The 17806-nt window shown below is 69.2% G+C and carries 17 protein-coding genes; 9 read left to right on the top strand and 8 right to left on the bottom strand.

Going from position 1 to position 17806, the window contains the following annotated elements; all coding sequences use genetic code 11:
• Nucleotides 1-12: 12 nt before the first annotated feature.
• Both ccsB and lnt read right to left on the bottom strand, forming a co-directional pair.
• Nucleotides 13-990: a c-type cytochrome biogenesis protein CcsB gene (gene ccsB / locus A6V29_RS13580; RefSeq protein ID WP_051515490.1), complete on the bottom strand. Its 978-nt coding sequence runs from the start codon at nt 988-990 to the stop codon at nt 13-15.
• The gene (gene lnt, locus A6V29_RS13575; protein ID WP_231486446.1) at nt 987-2582 is read right to left on the bottom strand and encodes an apolipoprotein N-acyltransferase; all 1596 of its coding nucleotides are present in this window, start codon (nt 2580-2582) and stop codon (nt 987-989) included. The genes ccsB and lnt overlap by 4 nt, the downstream gene beginning before the upstream one ends.
• Before the next feature lie 275 nt (nt 2583-2857).
• Between lnt and A6V29_RS13570 the strand changes: the two genes are divergently transcribed.
• The 8 genes from A6V29_RS13570 (at nt 2858) to A6V29_RS13535 (ending at nt 10271) form a co-directional block, all read left to right on the top strand.
• On the top strand, nt 2858-3508 hold the full coding sequence (locus tag A6V29_RS13570; protein WP_040336899.1) for a DsbA family protein: 651 nt from the start codon (nt 2858-2860) through the stop codon (nt 3506-3508).
• Nucleotides 3489-4163 carry a vitamin K epoxide reductase family protein gene (locus A6V29_RS13565; protein WP_040336900.1) on the top strand — a complete coding sequence of 225 codons (675 nt, stop codon included), beginning with the start codon at nt 3489-3491 and terminating at the stop codon, nt 4161-4163. Before A6V29_RS13570 ends, A6V29_RS13565 begins: the two co-directional genes overlap by 20 nt.
• A 40-nt stretch (nt 4164-4203) precedes the next feature.
• A complete protein-coding gene (locus A6V29_RS13560) occupies nt 4204-4767 on the top strand; it encodes a TlpA family protein disulfide reductase (protein WP_040336901.1) in 564 nt (187 codons plus the stop codon).
• Nucleotides 4764-5606, top strand: a complete 843-nt coding sequence (locus A6V29_RS13555) for a cytochrome c biogenesis CcdA family protein (protein ID WP_040336902.1) — start codon at nt 4764-4766, stop codon at nt 5604-5606. Before A6V29_RS13560 ends, A6V29_RS13555 begins: the two co-directional genes overlap by 4 nt.
• Nucleotides 5607-5721: 115 nt before the next feature.
• The gene (locus tag A6V29_RS13550) at nt 5722-6435 is read left to right on the top strand and encodes a M23 family metallopeptidase (RefSeq protein WP_040336903.1); all 714 of its coding nucleotides are present in this window, start codon (nt 5722-5724) and stop codon (nt 6433-6435) included.
• An 82-nt stretch (nt 6436-6517) separates the two neighbouring features.
• A complete protein-coding gene (locus A6V29_RS13545) occupies nt 6518-6844 on the top strand; it encodes an ArsR/SmtB family transcription factor (RefSeq protein ID WP_040337853.1) in 327 nt (108 codons plus the stop codon).
• Nucleotides 6845-7216: 372 nt separating this feature from the next.
• The gene (locus A6V29_RS13540; protein WP_081788329.1) at nt 7217-9241 is read left to right on the top strand and encodes a heavy metal translocating P-type ATPase; all 2025 of its coding nucleotides are present in this window, start codon (nt 7217-7219) and stop codon (nt 9239-9241) included.
• Between the two features lie 88 nt (nt 9242-9329).
• Nucleotides 9330-10271, top strand: a complete 942-nt coding sequence (locus A6V29_RS13535) for a cation diffusion facilitator family transporter (RefSeq protein ID WP_040337854.1) — start codon at nt 9330-9332, stop codon at nt 10269-10271.
• A gap of 204 nt (nt 10272-10475) precedes the next feature.
• On the opposite strand, the gene A6V29_RS13530 is transcribed toward A6V29_RS13535, so the two are convergent.
• From A6V29_RS13530 to A6V29_RS13510, 5 genes are all read right to left on the bottom strand, one after another.
• Nucleotides 10476-11573 (bottom strand): CopD family protein, encoded by a 1098-nt coding sequence (locus tag A6V29_RS13530; protein ID WP_137160793.1) that lies wholly within the window; start codon nt 11571-11573, stop codon nt 10476-10478.
• Nucleotides 11566-12054: a copper resistance CopC family protein gene (locus A6V29_RS13525; protein WP_166518178.1), complete on the bottom strand. Its 489-nt coding sequence runs from the start codon at nt 12052-12054 to the stop codon at nt 11566-11568. The genes A6V29_RS13530 and A6V29_RS13525 overlap by 8 nt, the downstream gene beginning before the upstream one ends.
• A 192-nt stretch (nt 12055-12246) precedes the next feature.
• Complete coding sequence (locus tag A6V29_RS13520) at nt 12247-12705, bottom strand: cupredoxin domain-containing protein (RefSeq protein WP_040336906.1); 459 nt, start codon at nt 12703-12705, stop codon at nt 12247-12249.
• 24 nt (nt 12706-12729) lie between these two features.
• On the bottom strand, nt 12730-13674 hold the full coding sequence (locus tag A6V29_RS13515; protein WP_051515494.1) for a M56 family metallopeptidase: 945 nt from the start codon (nt 13672-13674) through the stop codon (nt 12730-12732).
• Nucleotides 13671-14057, bottom strand: a complete 387-nt coding sequence (locus tag A6V29_RS13510; protein WP_040336907.1) for a BlaI/MecI/CopY family transcriptional regulator — start codon at nt 14055-14057, stop codon at nt 13671-13673. The genes A6V29_RS13515 and A6V29_RS13510 overlap by 4 nt, the downstream gene beginning before the upstream one ends.
• Before the next feature lie 194 nt (nt 14058-14251).
• Here A6V29_RS13510 and ctaD point away from each other — a divergent pair, with 194 nt between their 5' ends.
• The gene (ctaD, locus tag A6V29_RS13505) at nt 14252-16003 is read left to right on the top strand and encodes an aa3-type cytochrome oxidase subunit I (RefSeq protein ID WP_040336908.1); all 1752 of its coding nucleotides are present in this window, start codon (nt 14252-14254) and stop codon (nt 16001-16003) included.
• A gap of 181 nt (nt 16004-16184) precedes the next feature.
• Here the strand turns inward: ctaD and efeB are convergent, their stop codons facing one another.
• Nucleotides 16185-17477 (bottom strand): iron uptake transporter deferrochelatase/peroxidase subunit, encoded by a 1293-nt coding sequence (gene efeB, locus A6V29_RS13500; RefSeq protein WP_040336911.1) that lies wholly within the window; start codon nt 17475-17477, stop codon nt 16185-16187.
• Between the last annotated feature and the right edge of the window lie 329 nt (nt 17478-17806).

The following is a 17806-nucleotide window of genomic DNA, read 5'->3' as shown; positions in this document are numbered from 1 at the left end:
GGGCCGTCGCGCTCACGAGACGCCGCCGTAGGAGTGCAGACCGGTCGACACCAGGTTCACGAACAGCAGGTTGAAGACGAGGCTCGCGAAGGCGACCAGGTTCACCCACGCGGCCGGGCGGCCTCGCCACCCGGCGGTGGTTCGGGCGTGCAGGTAAGTCGCATACAGAGCCCAGGAGATGAAAGCCCAGGTCTCCTTCGGGTCCCATCCCCAGAACCGCCCCCAGGCGCTCTCCGCCCAGATCGCGCCGGCGATGACCGCGAACGTCCAGACGGGGAAACCGAAGACCGCGGTGCGGTGCGCCACCCGGTCGAGCACGGCCACACTGGGCAGCTTGTCGGCGATCCCCCCGCTCCTACGGCCGCCGTCCCCCAGCGTCCTCTCGCGGTGGACCGCGACCAGGTACAGCGCACTGGCGACGGCGCTGACGATGAAGATGCCGAACGAGATGATGGCCGCCGAAACGTGCACGGCCAGCCAGTCCGAACGCAGGGCGGCAATCAGCGGACCGGATTCCGCGTAGAGGTAGAGCCCGATGAGAACCAGCCCGAGCACCACGGGCCCGAGCACAAAGGCTCCGATGCGTCGCACCGCCGGCACCCGGACTGCGAACACGAGGTAGGCGACCACGCCGGCGAGTACCGAGGCAGTTGCGAACTCGTACATGTTGCCCCACGGCACCCGCCCGGTCGCCGCGCTGCGGGCGACGAGCACACCGGCGTTGGCGAGGGCGCCGGCACCCGTGAGCCCGACGCCCAGGAGCCCCCAGCGGCGACCGGCCGAGCCGGACGCCGCCGCCGGCGGCTGGGCTCCGTCCTCCGGAGAGGACAGGGACGTGCCGACACCGACGGTGGCCAGCTCCTGACTCGGCCGGAAGGCGCGCCTTCCGAACGCGAGCTCGCCACAGAAAGCGAGCGCCGCGAGGGCATAGATGATGATCGAGGCGCTGAAGAGGGAGTCGGACAGGGCAGAGAACTGGTCGGATGTCATCGGGATCCTTGCTTGTCGGTGTGGACATCGCGTGGCACGGTCTCGTGGCGAGCGCTCGAGGGCACGTTCGACCGATGTGGCTCACGTCGGCGGAGCACGACGGCGGCGAGCAGCGCGGCCAGGCCCGTGGCGGTGGCGGCCCACTCGGCGCCGGCGCCGATTCGGCTCGCCAGGGTGGTGTTCTGCCGCAGGGCGATGGCGCCGCTGAACAGGTAGGGCGTGAAGAGTTCGGACCGGTCGATGACAGTGCCGTCGGGTGCGACGACCGCGGAAATCCCGCTCGTTGCGGCGACGATGACCGTCCGGCCGTGCTCGATGGCACGCAGGCGGCTCATCGCCAACTGCTGCTCGCTCTCGGCGGTGTAGCCGAATGTCGCGTTGTTGGTCTGCACCACCAACAGCGAGGCGCCGCCGTCCACGACGTCGGACACCAGTCCGTCGTAGGCCACCTCGAAACAGATGAGGTCTCCGATCCGCACTCCCCCGACGTCCAGAACGCCGGGCTCATCCCCCGCGACGAAGTCCCGACGCAGGCGATCGACCTGATCGCTGAACAGCCGGAAGAACGAGCGGGCCGGCATGTACTCGCCGAACGGCACGGGATGCCGCTTTGCGTAGCGCTCGCCAGGACCCTCCACCGGATCCCAGACCACACCGACGTTCGTCAGCTTCTCCCCGGGCCCGTCCAGGACGGCACCGATCAGGATCGGCACGCCTACTGCGCGCGCCGCTCGGTCGATGGCGGCTGCCGCGTCCGGGTTCTTGTAAGGATCGATGTCGGAGGAGTTCTCCGGCCAGATCACGAGGTCCGGCCGCGAGGCCGTGCCGGCAGCTACCGCTTCGGCCAACTCCAGCGTCTGCTCGACGTGGTTGTCGAGAACTGCGCGACGTTGGGCGTTGAAGTCCAGGCCGGCCCGGGGCACGTCGCCCTGGACAACAGCGACCGTGGCCGTCGGCCCGCCGGCCGTCAGGCTGGACCCGGGCAGCGGTAGCCAGGCAAGCGCCCCGACCACCGGGACGAGTAAGGCTGCAGCGACGAGTATCGCGACGGCGCGAGGCTGGCCGGCGCGGCGTTCACGTCGCCCGAGCAAAGAGCGCCAGACAGCGCGGGCGAGCAACGTGCCGGTGAGCGCCACGGCGAAGGTCACCAGCGCCACGCCGCCGTACGCGGCGAAAGAACCCAACGGCCCGTCGGCCTGACTGAACCCGAGTCGTCCCCACGGAAAGCCCCCGAACGGAATGCGGGAACGGGCGGCCTCCTGCCCCACCCACAACGCCGCCATCCAGACCGGAGCCGCCGGAAGCCGACCGACCAGTGCCGACGCGCCCCCCAAGGCGGCGTAGAAGACCGCTTGGAAAGTCGACAGCGCCAGCCAAGGAAGATCGCCGACGAAGACGCCGGTCCAGCTCAGCAAGGGGAACAAGAAGCTAGAGCCGAGCAGCATCCCCAGCGCGGCGCCCCACCGTGCACTACGGCCGCGCGTCGCCAGCGCGAGGGCGAAGGGACCACCCACAGCGAGCGGCCAGAGTCCGTACGGCGGGAAGGCCAGCCACAGGCACACCCCGCCGCCCGCGGCCAGGAGAGCGGCCACCGGCCATGGGACCACCGCCTCGACCCGGCCCTCGTGGGTCCGCACGTCACCCCCGTCCGCAGCACGCCTGACGCCTTCACCTCCAGACATTCCTACGTAGGGTAGTAGATGCGATCGACACGCAAACGCCCACGAGCAGACTGGCGACGAGCCAACCGCCTGTACCCTCCTAGGCAGCTTCGTAGAGCGGAGCTTCCAGCTAGTCGGCCGGCTACACCCGCCGGATGGCCGCGGTCGGCGCTCGATCCGCCGGACCGGATCAACGAGGAGAGCGGTTGAGCACCAACCTGAAGATTTCCGCCGCGCTGGTGGCGGCCTTCGTCGTGACCGTCGCCGTCCTCCTCGGGGTGAACAACTCCGGGGCGGACGACACCGGCACGGCCGAAGCAGGCGGCGCGCCCGTCGTGCGCGAAGACAGCCACCAACTCTCCGCCGCCGCCGACGACAGGGTCACGCTGGTGGAGTTCCTGGATTTCGAGTGCGAGGCCTGCAAGGCCGCGTACCCGTTCGTCGAGCAGCTTCGCGACGACTACGACGGGCGGGTCACCTTCGTCGCCCGCTACTTCCCGATGCCGGGCCACGCCAACGCGGAGAACGCGGCCGTGGCGGTCGAGGCCGCAGCCCGACAGGGCCGGTTCGAAGACATGTACCACCGCATGTACGAGACGCAGACGGAGTGGGGGGAGCGGCAGGACTCTCAGGCGGATGTCTTCCGCGGCTTCGCCGAGGGAATGGGCCTCGACATGGCCGACTACGACGCAGCGGTCGGCGATCCCACCACTCTCGAGCGGGTGCTGCGGGATCGCGAGGACGGTCTCGCGCTGGGCGTGGAGGGCACACCGACGTTCTTCCTCAACGGGGAAAAGGTCGAGGCGCAGACCACCGACGAGTTCATCGAACTGATCGATGCTGCGCTCGCCGACTGAGACGACCCTGACCGTCACCCCCACTGAGCACTCGAAGCAGCTCTCCGGTTCGAACGGCCGGGAGGCGCCGTCGGAGCGCGGGCTGGCTTGGCTGCTCCTGGTCGGCGGGCTGCTCGGGCTCGTTGCGTCCTTCGTTCTCGCCGTCGAGAAGTACGCGCTCCTGGCTGATCCGTCCTACGTGCCGACGTGCAGCCTCAATCCCGTCCTGAGCTGCGGCTCCATCATGTCCAGCGCTCAGGCCGAGGCCTTCGGTTTTCCCAACCCGCTGCTCGGCATCGCCGGCTTCGCCGTCGTGGCCTCGACCGGCGCGGCCCTTGTCGCCGGGGCACGGGTCGCGGGCTGGTTCTGGGGCGGCCTGCAGGTCGGCGTATCCCTCGGCGTCGTCTTCGTGCACTGGCTGATCTTCAGCAGCCTGTACCGGATCGGCGCACTCTGCCCGTACTGCATGGTCGTCTGGGCGGTGACGGTTCCGATGTTCTGGTACGTCACCGTGCACAACGCCACCGCAATCACATCGCGATTGCCGCCTTGGCTCGCCCGCGCGGTGGCGCGGGCACGAGCCCATCACGGTGTCGTGCTCACGATGTGGTTCCTCTTCATCACCGCCGCCATCCTGGAGCGGTTCTGGCTGTACTGGAGCACTCTCGTTGACTGACATCGGATCCCGTCGCGGAAATCTGGCGCTCTGCGGCCTGATGATCGCCGCCGCCCTGGCCGGCTGCTCCGGAGAGAGCGCTACCAACGCCAGCACGGCCACAGAGAGCTCGGGAGACTTCGACTTCGCGGGCAACACGCCGCTCGGCGAGGTCATCCCTCCGGCAGAGCGGGAATCGGCGCCGACCTTCACCGGAGAGCTCCTCGACGGGACTGCATTCGAATCCGCGGAGTTGGCCGGCGAGATCACGGTGCTCAACTTCTGGGGATCGTGGTGCGCGCCCTGCCGCGTGGAGACGCCGGAGTTCCAGGCCGTGTATGCCGACGTTGCCGATTCGGGCGTGGAGTTCCTCGGCGTCGACGTGAAGGACAACCGCCAGATGGCGCAGGCCTTCGTCGAATCCGTGGGAGCGGAGTACCCGTCGCTCTTCGATCCACGAGGAGAGGTGGCGATGGCCTTCCGAGGCTTCCCGGCCAACGTCGTGCCCAGCACCATCCTCATCGACCCCGCCGGCCAGGTGGCCGCCGTCTACGTGGCGGTCGTCCCGGAAGACGACCTGCGGCGGGCGATCGATCGACTCCTGGCCGAAGAGACCCCACGGTGAGTGAGCTCGGCGACGCGTTCGCCACCATCGTCAGCGACGGCTCACTGCTGCTCGCCGCAGGAGTCGCCGCACTGGTCGGCCTCATCAGCTTCGCCTCGCCGTGCGTGCTTCCGCTCGTCCCCGGCTATCTCGCATACGTCGCCGGCCTGACCGGCGCCCAGACCGGCGCCGCTGCAGCACCCGCCGTCAACCGCAGCGAGGCCACCGCGGCGGGCGACCGTCCCGGCTCGACCATCACTGCACCGCCCGGTCAACGGCGCCGAGTGGTCACCGGCGCCCTGCTCTTCGTACTGGGTTTCACCGCAGTCTTCGTGTCCTTCGGAGCACTTTTCGGGGGCCTCGGCCGCCTGCTCCTCGAATGGGCTCCCCTGCTGACCCGACTCATGGGCGTCGTCACCATCATCATGGGGCTAGCCTTCCTCGGCGGGCTCCACTGGCTGCAGCGCGAGCGACGCATCACCCGGCGCCCTCCGGCCGGCCTCCTCGGCGCCCCCGTACTGGGCGTCGTCTTCGGGCTCGGGTGGACGCCGTGCCTAGGGCCGACGCTGTCGGCGGTCAACACGCTGGCCTACACCGAGGCCTCGGCCGCCCGGGGCGCCGTTCTGGGTCTCGCCTACTGCCTCGGCCTGGGAATCCCCTTCGTGCTCGTCGCACTCGGCGCCCGCCGCGCCCTCACGCTGTCCTCGTGGGCCCGCCGGCACGCCCAGACCGTCATGCGGATCGGCGGCGTGCTCCTCATCCTGCTCGGCATCCTGCTGGTCACCGGCGGCTGGGACCACATCATGGTGTGGCTGCGCTCCTGGCTGGCTTCCACCGGCTTCGGCACCTCTGCCTTCTGACCGTCGAGCGCGCGGTCAGGACACGCCCACTACTAAGCTGCTTAGGTTACCGTTCGATCACGGTGTGCTGTTATCTCTCTCGGAATCAACGGCGAGAGCATCGGGACGGTGAGCGGTGATCGGGCGACTGCGCAGGCCGGCGATTGCGACATCCCGGCACTCCCGGCCCGCCCCCGGCCTGCGTCAGCGGCCGCGACTCCTCCTCAGCACGATCGTCGTCGGCGCTGTAGCAGCAAGCCTCTGGGAAGGCGGCTGGTGGCTGGACACTCCGGTCGCGCACGCCCACGAGGGTCCGGCCGGGTCGGTGGTGCTCACAGAAGGAACGCTCGACATCCTGGCCGACGAAGCCGCTCGGCCTCAGATCGCAGAAGCCCAGATGGCTGCGCGCAGCCAGGAGCTAGCCGCTTCTCGTGCTGCGCGGGAGGAGGCAGCGCGACCCAAGGCTGTCATGCCCGTGGAGGGGCGCCTGACCAGCGCCTACGGACGCCGATGGGGCTCGATGCACTACGGACTGGACATCGCGGCGCCCATGATGACCCCGGAGTACGCCGCCGCGGATGGCGTCGTCCTGCGCGCAGGGTCCGCCCAAGGTTTCGGGCTCGCGGTCTACATCCTCCACGACAACGGTGATGTCACCGTGTACGGCCACATGGAGCAGATCCTGGTCGACGACGGCCAGACCGTCAGGGCCGGTGACACCATCGCCCTGCTCGGCAATCGCGGCCAGTCGACGGGCCCGCATCTGCACTTCGAGGTGTTCGAGGGTGGGCTCGACGGGCGCCGCGCTGATCCGGCCTCATGGCTCCGCGAACGGGGCGTCGACATCTAATAGGTCTCGAGGGAATCGCAGCCGGATAGACCGCAAGGACAGTATTGGCTGTATTCAGCTAACGCTGTACGGTGATGTCGTGATGCCTGTGCTGCACGCTGAAGTGCTCGCCCGCTTCGGCCACGCCCTGTCCGACCCCACCCGTACTCGTCTCCTGCTCGCGCTGCGCGAAGGGCCGGGGTACCCGTCCGAGCTGGCCGAGATGCTCGGCGTGACGCGACAGAACCTCTCCAACCACCTGGCTTGCTTGCGCGGGTGTGGCTTGGTTGTGGCGGTTCCGGAGGGCAGGCGCTCTCGGTACGAGTTGGCGGACGCCCGGCTCACTCACGCCCTCGGTGATCTGCTGGGCGTCGTCCTGGCCGTGGATCCCGACGCCTGCCCGACCGCGGCGACGGACGAGTGCTGCTGATGCTCCCTGCGCCCCGGTCAGGCACCGATCGCTGGCTTGTGCGGCTCACAGGCAGCGGCCGACGGTCTCATCCGGTCGGGGCCGCAGGTCATTTCAGGTCCGCCGTCCGACCCGGCGACGTCCGATCCGGCCGGGATGGCTGCGCAGGCCCCGCCGACCTTCAGGGGGTATGACATGTCCGACCTCTGCTGCGGTAGCGACGACGAGCGCCGCCCGGCCGTCGGCACAACCGGGCGAACGAGCACCAAGACCGCGATCTCGCTCGGGCTCGCGCTGAGCCCAGCAGTCGCCGACGCGCCGCCCGGCTCGGAAGGCTGCGCGGACGGCTGTGCCTGTTGCGGCCCGACAGCGACGCGGCCAGGAGACACGCGGGTGCCCCCCGCGCAGGGCGGGGACGGCTGCGGGGACCCCACCTGCTCGGCGCCGGCACCGGGCGGCGATGAGCAGGCGGAAGCGACCACGCTGTGGCGGTCGCGTTCGGCGCAGCTGGCGGGCCTCGCCGGGTTGCTGTGGCTGTCCGCTCAGCTTCTCGCATGGGTGACCGACGACGGGGCCGCCGCTACGGCGTCGACGGTGCTGGCGGCAGGTGCAGTGCTCAGCGGCGGTGCAACTTTCGTGCCCGGCACTGTCCGCGCGCTACGGCGTGGCCGGCTCGGCGTGGGCACGCTGATGACCGTGGCGATGGTCGGGGCGATCGCGCTGGGTGCCATCGGCGAGGCCGCGATGCTGGCGTTCCTGTTCTCCATGGCCGAGGCGCTGGAGGACTATGCGGTAGCCCGGACCCGCCGCGGGCTGCGCGCACTGTTGGACCTGGTTCCGCCCCGAGCGACGGTGGTGCGCGCCGGGGTCGAGTTCGATGTCGATCCGGCCGAACTCGTGGCCGGTGACGTGCTGGTGGTCAAGCCCGGTGAGCGGCTGGCCACCGACGGGCTCGTGCAGACCGGGCGCTCCGCAGTCGACACCTCGGCCGTCACCGGGGAATCGGTGCCGGCCGAGGTGGGCCCCGGTGACGAAGTATTCGCCGCCTGCATCAACGGCGGCGGCGTTCTGCAGGTGGTGGTCACCGCCGGGGTGGCAGACAACTCCTTGGCCCGCGTCGTGCACATCGTCGAGGAGGCCCAGGAGCGCAAAGGCGCCGCGCAACGTCTGGCCGCCCGCATCGCCCGGCCGCTCGTGCCTGCCATCTTCGTCGTCGCGACCGCGATCGCCGTCCTCGGCAGCATCCTGGGCGACCCCCAGGTGTGGATCGAACGCGCTCTGGTGGTGCTGGTTGCTGCCTCACCGTGCGCTTTCGCGATCGCGGTCCCGGTCACGGTCGTCGCCGCCATCGGCGCGGCTACCCGCGCCGGCGTGCTCATCAAGGGTGGGGCAGCGCTGGAGGCCCTCGGCGGAGTGCGCGCCGTGGCGCTGGACAAGACCGGGACGCTGACCCGCAACCGGCCTGCCGTGGTCGCCATCGAAGCTCTGCCCGGGTACGACCAGCGTCGGGTCCTCACTGTGGCGGTGGCGCTGGAAGCGCGGAGCGAGCATCCCCTGGCCGGAGCCGTGCTGGCCGCCTGGCCGGCGGACGAGCCTGCAGTCGAGCCCGCTGCGGACACCCAGGCGCTGGCTGGCAAGGGCGTCACCGGCTCCATCGACGGACGATCGGCACGCCTGGGCAAGCCCGGCTACATCGACCCCGGACCGCTCGCCGCGGTCGTGACTGCCCACCAGGACGCCGGAGCCACGGTGGTGCTCGTGGAGCTCGACGGTCGTCTGCTGGGAGCGCTCGCTATCCGCGACGAGCTCCGTCCCGAAGCTGCCGAGGCCGTCCGTGCACTGCACCGGCTGGGCATCAGCACCAGCATGCTCACCGGGGACAATGGCCGCACCGCCGCGCAACTAGCCACCGCCGCTGGGATCGAGCAGGTGCACGCCGAGCTTCGTCCTGAAGACAAGGCCACCCTCGTGGAGCAGTTGGGCCGCCACGGCAGGGTCGCGATGGTCGGCGACGGCATCAACGATGCACCCGCGCTGGCCACTGCCGACGTGGGCATCGCCATGGGCGCCATGGGCACCGACGTGGCGATCGAGACCGCCGACGTTGCGCTCATGGGCGAGGACTTGCGCCAGTTGCCCCGGACGCTCGCGCACGCCCGTCGGGCGCGGCGAATCATGCTGCAGAGCCTGCTGCTGTCGGCGGCGATCCTGGTCGTACTCATCCCGCTGGCCGCCTTCGGCGTCCTCGGACTTGGCACTGTCATCGTCACGCACGAACTTGCGGAGGTCCTCGTCATCGCCAACGGCGTACGCGCCGGCCGGCCGCAGGCCTACCGGCGGCCACTTGCCCACGCGTTGGCGCCGACCACCGCCTACGTCACCCAGCGGCAGCCCGCCAGTAACGGAGTTCCCCAGTGATCGCTCGACCCGGCACGTCAGCTGCACTGCTGCCCGCGCGCCATGACGTACTGAGCAGAACATGGCTGGCGACGGCGGTAGCAGCCCGGTGAGCGGCGGACATTCCCACGGGCACGACCACGGAGGGACCGCGGGGAACGCCGCAGGTCACCGTCGCAGGCTCGCGATCGTCCTGGCTCTCACCTCCACCGTCCTCGTGGTCGAGGTGATCGGTGCACTCATCTCGGGCAGCCTGGCGCTCCTGGCAGACGCCGCACACATGCTCACCGACGCTGCCGGGCTGGCGATCGCGCTCATTGCCGCAACTCTGGCGATGCGCCCCGCCACAGCGAAGCGCACGTGGGGCTACCGCCGCGCGGAGGTCCTCGGCGCCACGCTGCAGGCGGCGGCGCTGTTCGCCGTGGGCACGTACGTCCTCATCGAAGGCGTCAGACGACTCTTCGAGCCCGCGGAGATCGCTACGACACCGGTCCTCGTCTTCGGCGTCGTCGGCCTCGTCGCCAACGCGATTGGCATCGTCATCCTGACCAGGGGCGGACGCAGCTCGAACGTCAACATGCGGGCGGCGTTCCTCGAGGTACTGAACGACACCCTTGGCTCGGTGGCCGTCATCCTCTCCGCCATCGTGATCGTGCTGACCGGATGGCAGCAGGCGGACGCCGTCGCCTCCTTGCTCATCGCCGTGCTGATCATCCCGCGGACGATCAAGCTGCTGCGGGAGACCATTTCGGTGCTGCTCGAGAGCACGCCGCCGGGGCTGGACCTCGTCGACGTCCGTGGTCACCTGCTGGGTGTTCGGCACGTGCTGGACGTACACGACCTGCACGCTTCGCAGATCACCAGCGAGCTGCCCGTGCTGACGGCGCACGTGGTGGTCGAGGACTCCTGCTTCCAGGACGGGCACGCGCCGCAGGTGTTGGACCAATTGCAGGCGTGCCTGGCCGAGCACTTCGACGTGAGCATCGCGCACTCGACGTTCCAGCTGGAGACCCCGGCGCACGCCTCACACGAGCTTGCGGCGCACGACTGAGCGTGACCTCGTGAAGCTGTGGTCACCCTCGCGCCCTTCGGGGAACAACGCGACGTCTTCCCCGTTGACGCGACACCGGCACGCATCAACGGCAGTACACCTGCCGCCGTTCATGCCAATTGCCGAAACGTCGGGGTCGCGCGAGGTGTAGAGCTCGGTTGGCGAGACATCGGCTCTACCAGAAAGGGCGCCGCGCAACTGCGATCACAAGACCGCATCGCTGCCGTAGGAGACGGGCACCTGCTCGGCCGCAGCCGCGGTCGCGTCGACAACGGGCGGGGGCGTGGGGGTGCGCGCCAGCCCGACGGCGAGCCCGATGGTGGCGGCGAAGAGGACCACTTCGACGCCGGCCAGTCTCAGGAACGCCCGCGGTTGACCCGCCCGCAGCGCCGGAAGGGCCCGCCGGCGGTGCCATGCGGCCAGCGCCAGCAGTCCCACGAAGGCGACGATCTTCGCCAGCAGCACGATCCCGTAGCCGGTGTCGACCACCTGGCCGAGGCTGGAGAAGCGCGTGAAGGCGGTGGCGGCGCCGCTGCCGGCGACGACCACGGCCAACGGTGCGGCGAGGCGGCTGAACCGTTCGACCGCGGTGGTCCGCGCCGGGCCGGTGAGCCTAGCGGCGAGCATCAGCGCCAGCAGGCCACCGGCCCACAGCACGACGCCGAGCACGTGCACAGCGACGGCGGTGACGGCGAGGTCGTGGTCGGCCTCGTCGGCGGAGTGCGAGGTGAAGGCCGGCGGAACAGTCGCGGCCAGGGCTACGAGGAGCAGCACCCGCGCCCCGGCCGGGCGCCACACGGTTCGGGCGAAGATAGCCACGACGGCGGCGAGGGCGGCGACCACGACCAGGTCCCGCCCCTGCTCGACGCTTTCGACGAAGCTCCAGACGCTGCGCAGCGAGATCGCCGAGAACCCCGTGCCGAGGAAGTCGGCCAGCAGCACCGGCAGAGAAGCCAGCGAGGCCAGGCCCCACGCGACTGCACCCCAGCCGGCCAGCCGCACCCACCGGTAGCCGACCGTACTCAGAACCGTGTCTCCCGGCACGAGAACCACGGCTCCGAACAGGCAGCCCACGGTCAGTACCGCTGAAGCGTCGGCGATCAGCCGCAGGGCGGGGACCAGCCAGGCGACAACCGCCGGCGGGGCCGGAATGCCGGGGACCGAGACGACGGCGGCCGCGCCGCCGGCCCACAGCGTGAGCGCACAGACCGCGATGGCCACCAGCGCGGAACCGAGGACCAGGAGGCCTCGGCGCACCGTCGCCGGCGGCGAGGAGCTCTCGTCCACCCGCGGCTCAGCCACCGGTGTCGCTGCGCCGGCGCAGCGCGAGCCACGTGGCCACGATGAACAGCAGGCCCACCGCGGCGAGGAGCAACCACAGGCCCCAGCTGCTGTCTGCGTCGCTGTCGACGGCCGGGGAGACCGCGCTCGCCGTGTCCGGGCTGGGAGCGGGCGTGGTCGCCAGAGTCGGCTGAGCCGGGGCCGTCTCCGTCGCCGCACCGCCGGAGCCCGTCAGGGTGAAGGTGAGCTGGCCGGACACGGGGTGGCCGTCATCAGAGACGACCCGGTAGGCCACTACGTAAGCGCCGTCACCGCTCGTGCTGACCGGCTGTGACACGACCGCACCGTCGATGGCGGCCTCCCCGGAGGTGACCGACTCCCCATCCGGGCCGGTGACAGCCACCTGGGCGAACTCCGAAGCGACCGCCGAGGAGAACGTGAGGCTGATCGCGTCCGGAGCGACGGTCAGCGTCTGCCCGTCAGCCGGCGTCGAGGACTGCAAGCCGGTGTGGGCCGCAGCCGGACCGCCGCTGAGGACGAGCAGTAGCGAGGCGAGGACCGTCGCAGCGGCTAGAACGAGACTGCGTGGAACAGACGACACCATGGGGGCCTCAGTAGCGTTTCGGATAGGAGCGGGCTGAGCGTGAACGTGATCTGGCGAGTGGAAGCGGTCTGGCTACCTGCGTCCGTGACGTCAGGCTGACGTGACGGTCATCGTCCCGATCTGGCCCAGAGCGACATGGAACGAACACTCGAACTGGTAGTCGCCCAGCTGGTCCACGGGGAACTCCATCGTGTCGCTTTCGCCCGGTGCCAGGATGGGAATCTCTTCGGCGATCTCGGCCGGCCCGACGCCGGGCGTGAACCGGAAGTTGTGCGTCAACTCCTTCGCCTCGCTGATGAGGGAGAGCCGCACCCGCCCGGTGGTCACCGTGAACGCGGCAGGGTAGAAGTCGTAGTCGTCGCGCACCAGCACTGTGACCTCCTGGGTCCCGTCCGGGGCGATGGAGACCGTTCCGTCGACCGCCACGTCAGCCGGCGCGTCGTCGGACGACTCGTCCGGGTCCGAGCCGCAGGCGGACAACGCCATGGCGCCCACCCCCGCCAGACCGGTCAGCAGCACCGTTCGCCGGCTCACGATCAACTCAGCCATTGGTCACTGCCACCCCGGTCGCTGTCACGGGATGTTGCAGATGTCGCTCAGCGCGGCACACACGGCGGGGTAGCCGGCGATGAGCAGCGGCGCTACGACGACGGTCAGTGCACCGACGACAGCAACGCGGTACCGCCACGGATTCAGCGGCGGCTCCGGGGACAGGAGGCGTGAGACACGAAGAACCGCCGCATCCTGAGCCATCGCCAGGGCAGCAGCAGGTGCCTTCATCTCGGCAAGGCTCACGATGGCCGAGGCCAGGTTGACCCGGTCGACCCGCTGCAGCGCCGCGTCGTCCGCCAGCAGCTCGATCAGCTGCCGGGTCTCCCGGGTGGCCACCTGGAACAAGCGGACACGAGGGAAAGCGCGCGCCAGGATCTGCGACAGCGCCACAGCCAGGTTGTGGCGGCCACGGAGGTGAGCCGCCTCGTGGGCCAGCACCCCATCCAACTCACAGCTGGACAGATTGCTCAGCGCTCCCCGTGTGACCACGATCTGCGCCGACCGTCCCGGCAGGCAGAAGGCGGCAGGGGCGGGCGTCTCGATGACGGAGATGCCCAAGCCGGCGTCCGTCTCGGTGATGAGGCTGAGAGAACGGCGTAGCTGACGGCGACTCCACCAGCCACCGCCCAGAACGCGCACTCCACAGATCAGCACCCACATCGGGAGCGCACCGGCCAGAAAGGCACCGAAAAGCTTCCCCGGCAGCAACTCCGACTCGCCATAGGCGTCCGCGACACTCATGGCACAGGCGTGCACGACTGCGCCGAGATCGCCGGCAAGCGCCGTGATCGGGATCAACAGGGTGACGCCGGCGAGGACGACCGTGATCACCGCGCTGATGGTCAGAGCCTGCCAGGTGAAGATCGCCACGCGCGGTGCCTGCCGGGTCCAGGGCGCCGATGCCAGCCGCGGACCCACCAGGAGGATCGCGGCCGCCACGCAGAGCAGACTCAGGCTGGCGATCATGGTCCGCCGCCCTCAGCCTGCTGACCGCGCCGGCGCGCGCTCTCCACTGCCGACCTGAGCTGGGTGACGCTGTCGGAATCCAGGTCGGCGACGAAGTGCATGAGCACCTCCTGCCGATCTGCGGACTCCGCCAGCACGTCTTGAAGCAGGGCCGCTGCGTGCTGGGCCTGCGTGCGCACTGGCCGGTACAGCCACGCCCGGCCGCTCATCTCACGGGTCACCTGACCCTTGCGGTGCAGGTTGTCCATCACCGTCATCACGGTCGTGTAGGCGAGTTTGCGGGACGTGCTGAGCGAGGCCAGCACATCTCGGACGGTCGCAGGCTCCGCTCGCTCCCACAGATCCCGCATGATCGCCGCCTCAAGTTCTCCGAACGGTCGCATGGACCCACTTCCTCTCGCCGCGACTCCGCCGAAGCACCGTGACGGCCGCACGCAGGGGACGCGCCCCTCGTCGACCCCTTCTACGATCCTACTTAGGAGATACCTCTACGATTCAGCTTAGAAGATCGATCAGCTCGCCGGGCGCAGCCCCAGCTGATCGTCGGCCCCCGCCTCCGTGAAAGTGAGCCGCGACGATGACGATCGCCCCAGCCCCGATCGTTTCCCGGCCAAGTCTGGCTCCGCCACCGACCAAGGGGTCGCGACTGACCAGCCTGCTGCGAACCACCGACCACAAGACCATCGGCCTGATGTACATGGTCGCGTCGTTCGGGTTCTTCATGATCGGTGGCCTGATGGCCATGTTGATGCGCGGCGAGCTAGCCCTTCCGGGCCTTCAGTTCACTTCCCCCGAGCAGTACAACCAGCTGTTCACCATGCACGGCACCATCATGCTGCTGATGTTCGCGACGCCACTTTTCTTCGCGTTCGCAAACCTGATCATGCCGCTGCAGATCGGTGCCCCCGACGTAGCGTTCCCACGGCTGAACGCGCTGTCGTTCTGGTTGTTCCTCTTCGGCAGCCTGATCGTGGTCTCCAGCGTCGCCACCCCCGGCGGGGCCCCGGACTTCGGCTGGACAGCCTATGCACCGCTGTCGAGCGAGCTGCACTCCCCGGGCGTGGGCGGTGACCTGTGGATCACCGGCCTGGCGGTCAGCGGTCTCGGCACGATCCTGGGTGCGGTCAATTTCATCACCACGATCGTGAGCCTCCGCGCCCCCGGCATGACGATGTTCCGGATGCCGATCTTCGTCTGGAATACGCTGGTCACCAGCATCATGATCCTGCTGGCCTTCCCGATCCTGACCGCGGCGCTACTCGCCTTGCTCGCCGATCGCAACCTCGGGTCCCTCATCTTCTCGGCCGAGAACGGCGGGCCGATGCTCTGGCAGCACCTGTTCTGGTTCTTCGGCCACCCCGAGGTCTACATCATCGCGCTGCCGTTCTTCGGCATCGTCACCGAGATCATCCCGGTCTTCGCCCGCAAGCCGCTGTTCGGCTACAAGGGCATGGTCGGGGCGACTCTGGCCATCGGCTTCCTCGCCCTCGCCGTCTGGGCGCACCACATGTATGCCACCGGCGCGGTGCTGCTGCCCTTCTTCGCCTTCCTCACCTACCTGATCGCGGTACCCACCGGGCTGAAGTTCTTCAACTGGATCGGCACCATGTGGCGGGGTCAGATGACCTACGAGACGCCGATGCTGTTCTCCATCGGTTTCATGGTGACCTTCCTGCTCGGTGGTCTGACCGGTGTGCTGCTGGCCTCCCCGCCGCTGGACTGGCAGGTGCACGACTCCTACTTCGTCGTGGCGCACTTCCACTACGTCGTCTTCGGCACCGTGGTGTTCGCCGCCTACGCCGGTATCTATTTCTGGTTCCCCAAGATGTGCGGCCGGATGATGGACGAGCGACTGGGCAAGCTGCAGTTCTGGATGACCTTCGTCGGCTTCCACGGCACGTTCCTCGTGCAGCACTGGCTGGGCAACCAGGGCATGCCGCGCCGATATGCCGACTATCTGCCCACTGATGGGTTCACCACGCTGAACATGATTTCCACAATCTTCAGCTTTGTGCTCGGCGCCTCGGTGATCCCGTTCATCTACAACGTGGTGCGGTCCTGGAAGTACGGAAAGCTCGCCCTGCGCGACGACCCGTGGGGTTACGGCAACTCGTTGGAGTGGGCGACGTCGTCCCCGCCGCCGCGGCACAACTTCGTGGAGCTTCCGCGGATCCGCTCCGAGCGCCCCGCGTTCGAGGCGCACTACCCGCACCTGGTCGAGCGGCTGCAGGACGAGGCGCACGCGGGCAAGCGCCACGCCCCCTACGTCAGCGAGCTCATCCCAGGCACGGGAAAGCGTCAAGGCCCGAACGACCCTGACGTCACCTGAGCCACTGGGAGGAACGACACCGACCATTCGCCGGCGCCCCGGTCCGCCTTTCGAGACGGGGTGGGTCGCTGCAGGCCCACCCCGCCCGCTCGACCCGCTGCACGGGCATTGACTGCGTCCGCCCCGTGGCGCCTGCTGTTGACCCCTCGGTAGCGCCTCGGCAAACCCGTGGCGTAGGCGGTCAAGCCTCGAACAGAGTCCTTCCCCACCAGTCGTCGGCATCGCGAGCTCCCGGCGGGCAGGCGAACACGGCGGAGGACCTGTGCTGGATGAACCGGTTGAGCGCATCCGCGGCAAGGTTTCGCTGCACCTGCACGAAGCCGGTATCCGGGTTGCGCTGGTAGGCAATGAAGAAGAGGCCGGCATCGAGACGGCCGGAATCGTCTGTGCCGTCCACGAAGCTGTACCCACGCCGCAACATGGCCGTTCCTGAATTGGTGGGATGAGACAGGAATACATGCGAGTTATGCGGGATGGCCGGACCATCGCCCCTGACGGCGCCGAAGTCGGTCGGGTCGAATTCCTTTCGCTGACCCAGCGGCGCGCCCGCGGTCTTCGTGCGTCCGATCACCGCCTCCTGGTGGGGTGCGGGCACCTGGTCCCAGTCCTCGATCAGCATGCGGATCCGACGGGTGACCAGATAGGAACCGCCGGCCAGCCAAGCGACGTCGTCCTCCCCCACCCATACGAACTGCTCGAGTGCGCTGCCGTTCTCGGCCTTGAGGTTGGCCGTGCCGTCCTTGAAACCGAGGAGGTTGCGCGGCGTCGCCTGCGCCGTACTGGTGGATGACGTGCGGCCGAACCCGAGTTGGGTCCAGCGCACACGCACCACCCCGACGCCCAGGCGCACCAGGCTGCGCACGGCGTGCACCGCCACCTGGGGGTCGTTGGCGCACGCCTGGACGCACAGGTCCCCCCCGCTGATGGAGGGATCGAGCGCGTCGCCTGGGAACACTGGTAGCTCGACCAGGGATTTCGGGCGACGAGCCGCCAGTTCGAAGCGGTCGACTCCATCGCCCGTCATGAACAGCGTCGGTCCGAATCCGACGGTCAGCGTGAGGCCGGACGGCGGTAGTCCCTGCGCCTCACCACTGTCGTCCGGGCCGACGATCTCACCGGCGGTCAGTCGCCGGGCGGCCGCCGTCCACGACGCCAGCATTGCCACGAGCGCCTCACGGCTGTCGGTGACGACGTCGAACGCGACGAAGTGGAGCCGGTCCTGCGCCGGCGTCACGATCCCCGCCTGGTGAGTACCCGTGAACTCGACCGGCGTGGGAGACTCCCGCGCTGTCGACGGCGACACGACGGGCGACGGCGGCCTCGCGGCGGTCGTGCGACCTACTACTCCCCCGACTGCCCCGGACGCCAGGACGCCCGCGGTCCCGAGCCCCGCCATGCCGAAGAGCTTTCGACGGGACAGGCCGCGCTCCTGCCTCTCCGCCGGTCGGTCCGCCGGCGGCGACTCGTCAGTCACGACAGGATCCGCGGAGCTTCGCACGTTGAAAACTGAAGGGCGCACACCACGGCCAGGCTACTATCCGACATAGGAGTCTGGTCCGCTCGGCACCCAGACTTAAGGCGGGCTGATGATCGGGTCGGGCAACGCCGAGGCCAGTTTGGGTGACGTCCCGCTGAGTGGTGGATGTAGTCCTCACCGTGTCGGTCAGCGGTGTGGTGACTATGACGCGATCAGTGCCGGTTGCGCCACCTCCCTCGCTGACGGGGTCGCCCGGGTGAGCAGGGCCATGGAGCCTTCGGAGAGGTAGCGGCGGTCGGTGACCTGCCATTCGTCGTGTGCCTCGA

The sequence above is a fragment of the Blastococcus sp. CCUG 61487 genome (assembly GCF_005222955.1).
Taxonomy (GTDB): Bacteria; Actinomycetota; Actinomycetes; order Mycobacteriales; family Geodermatophilaceae; genus Blastococcus.
The sequence above is the reverse complement of the archived record's forward strand: the minus strand, read 5'-3'. Positions and strand labels throughout refer to the sequence as shown.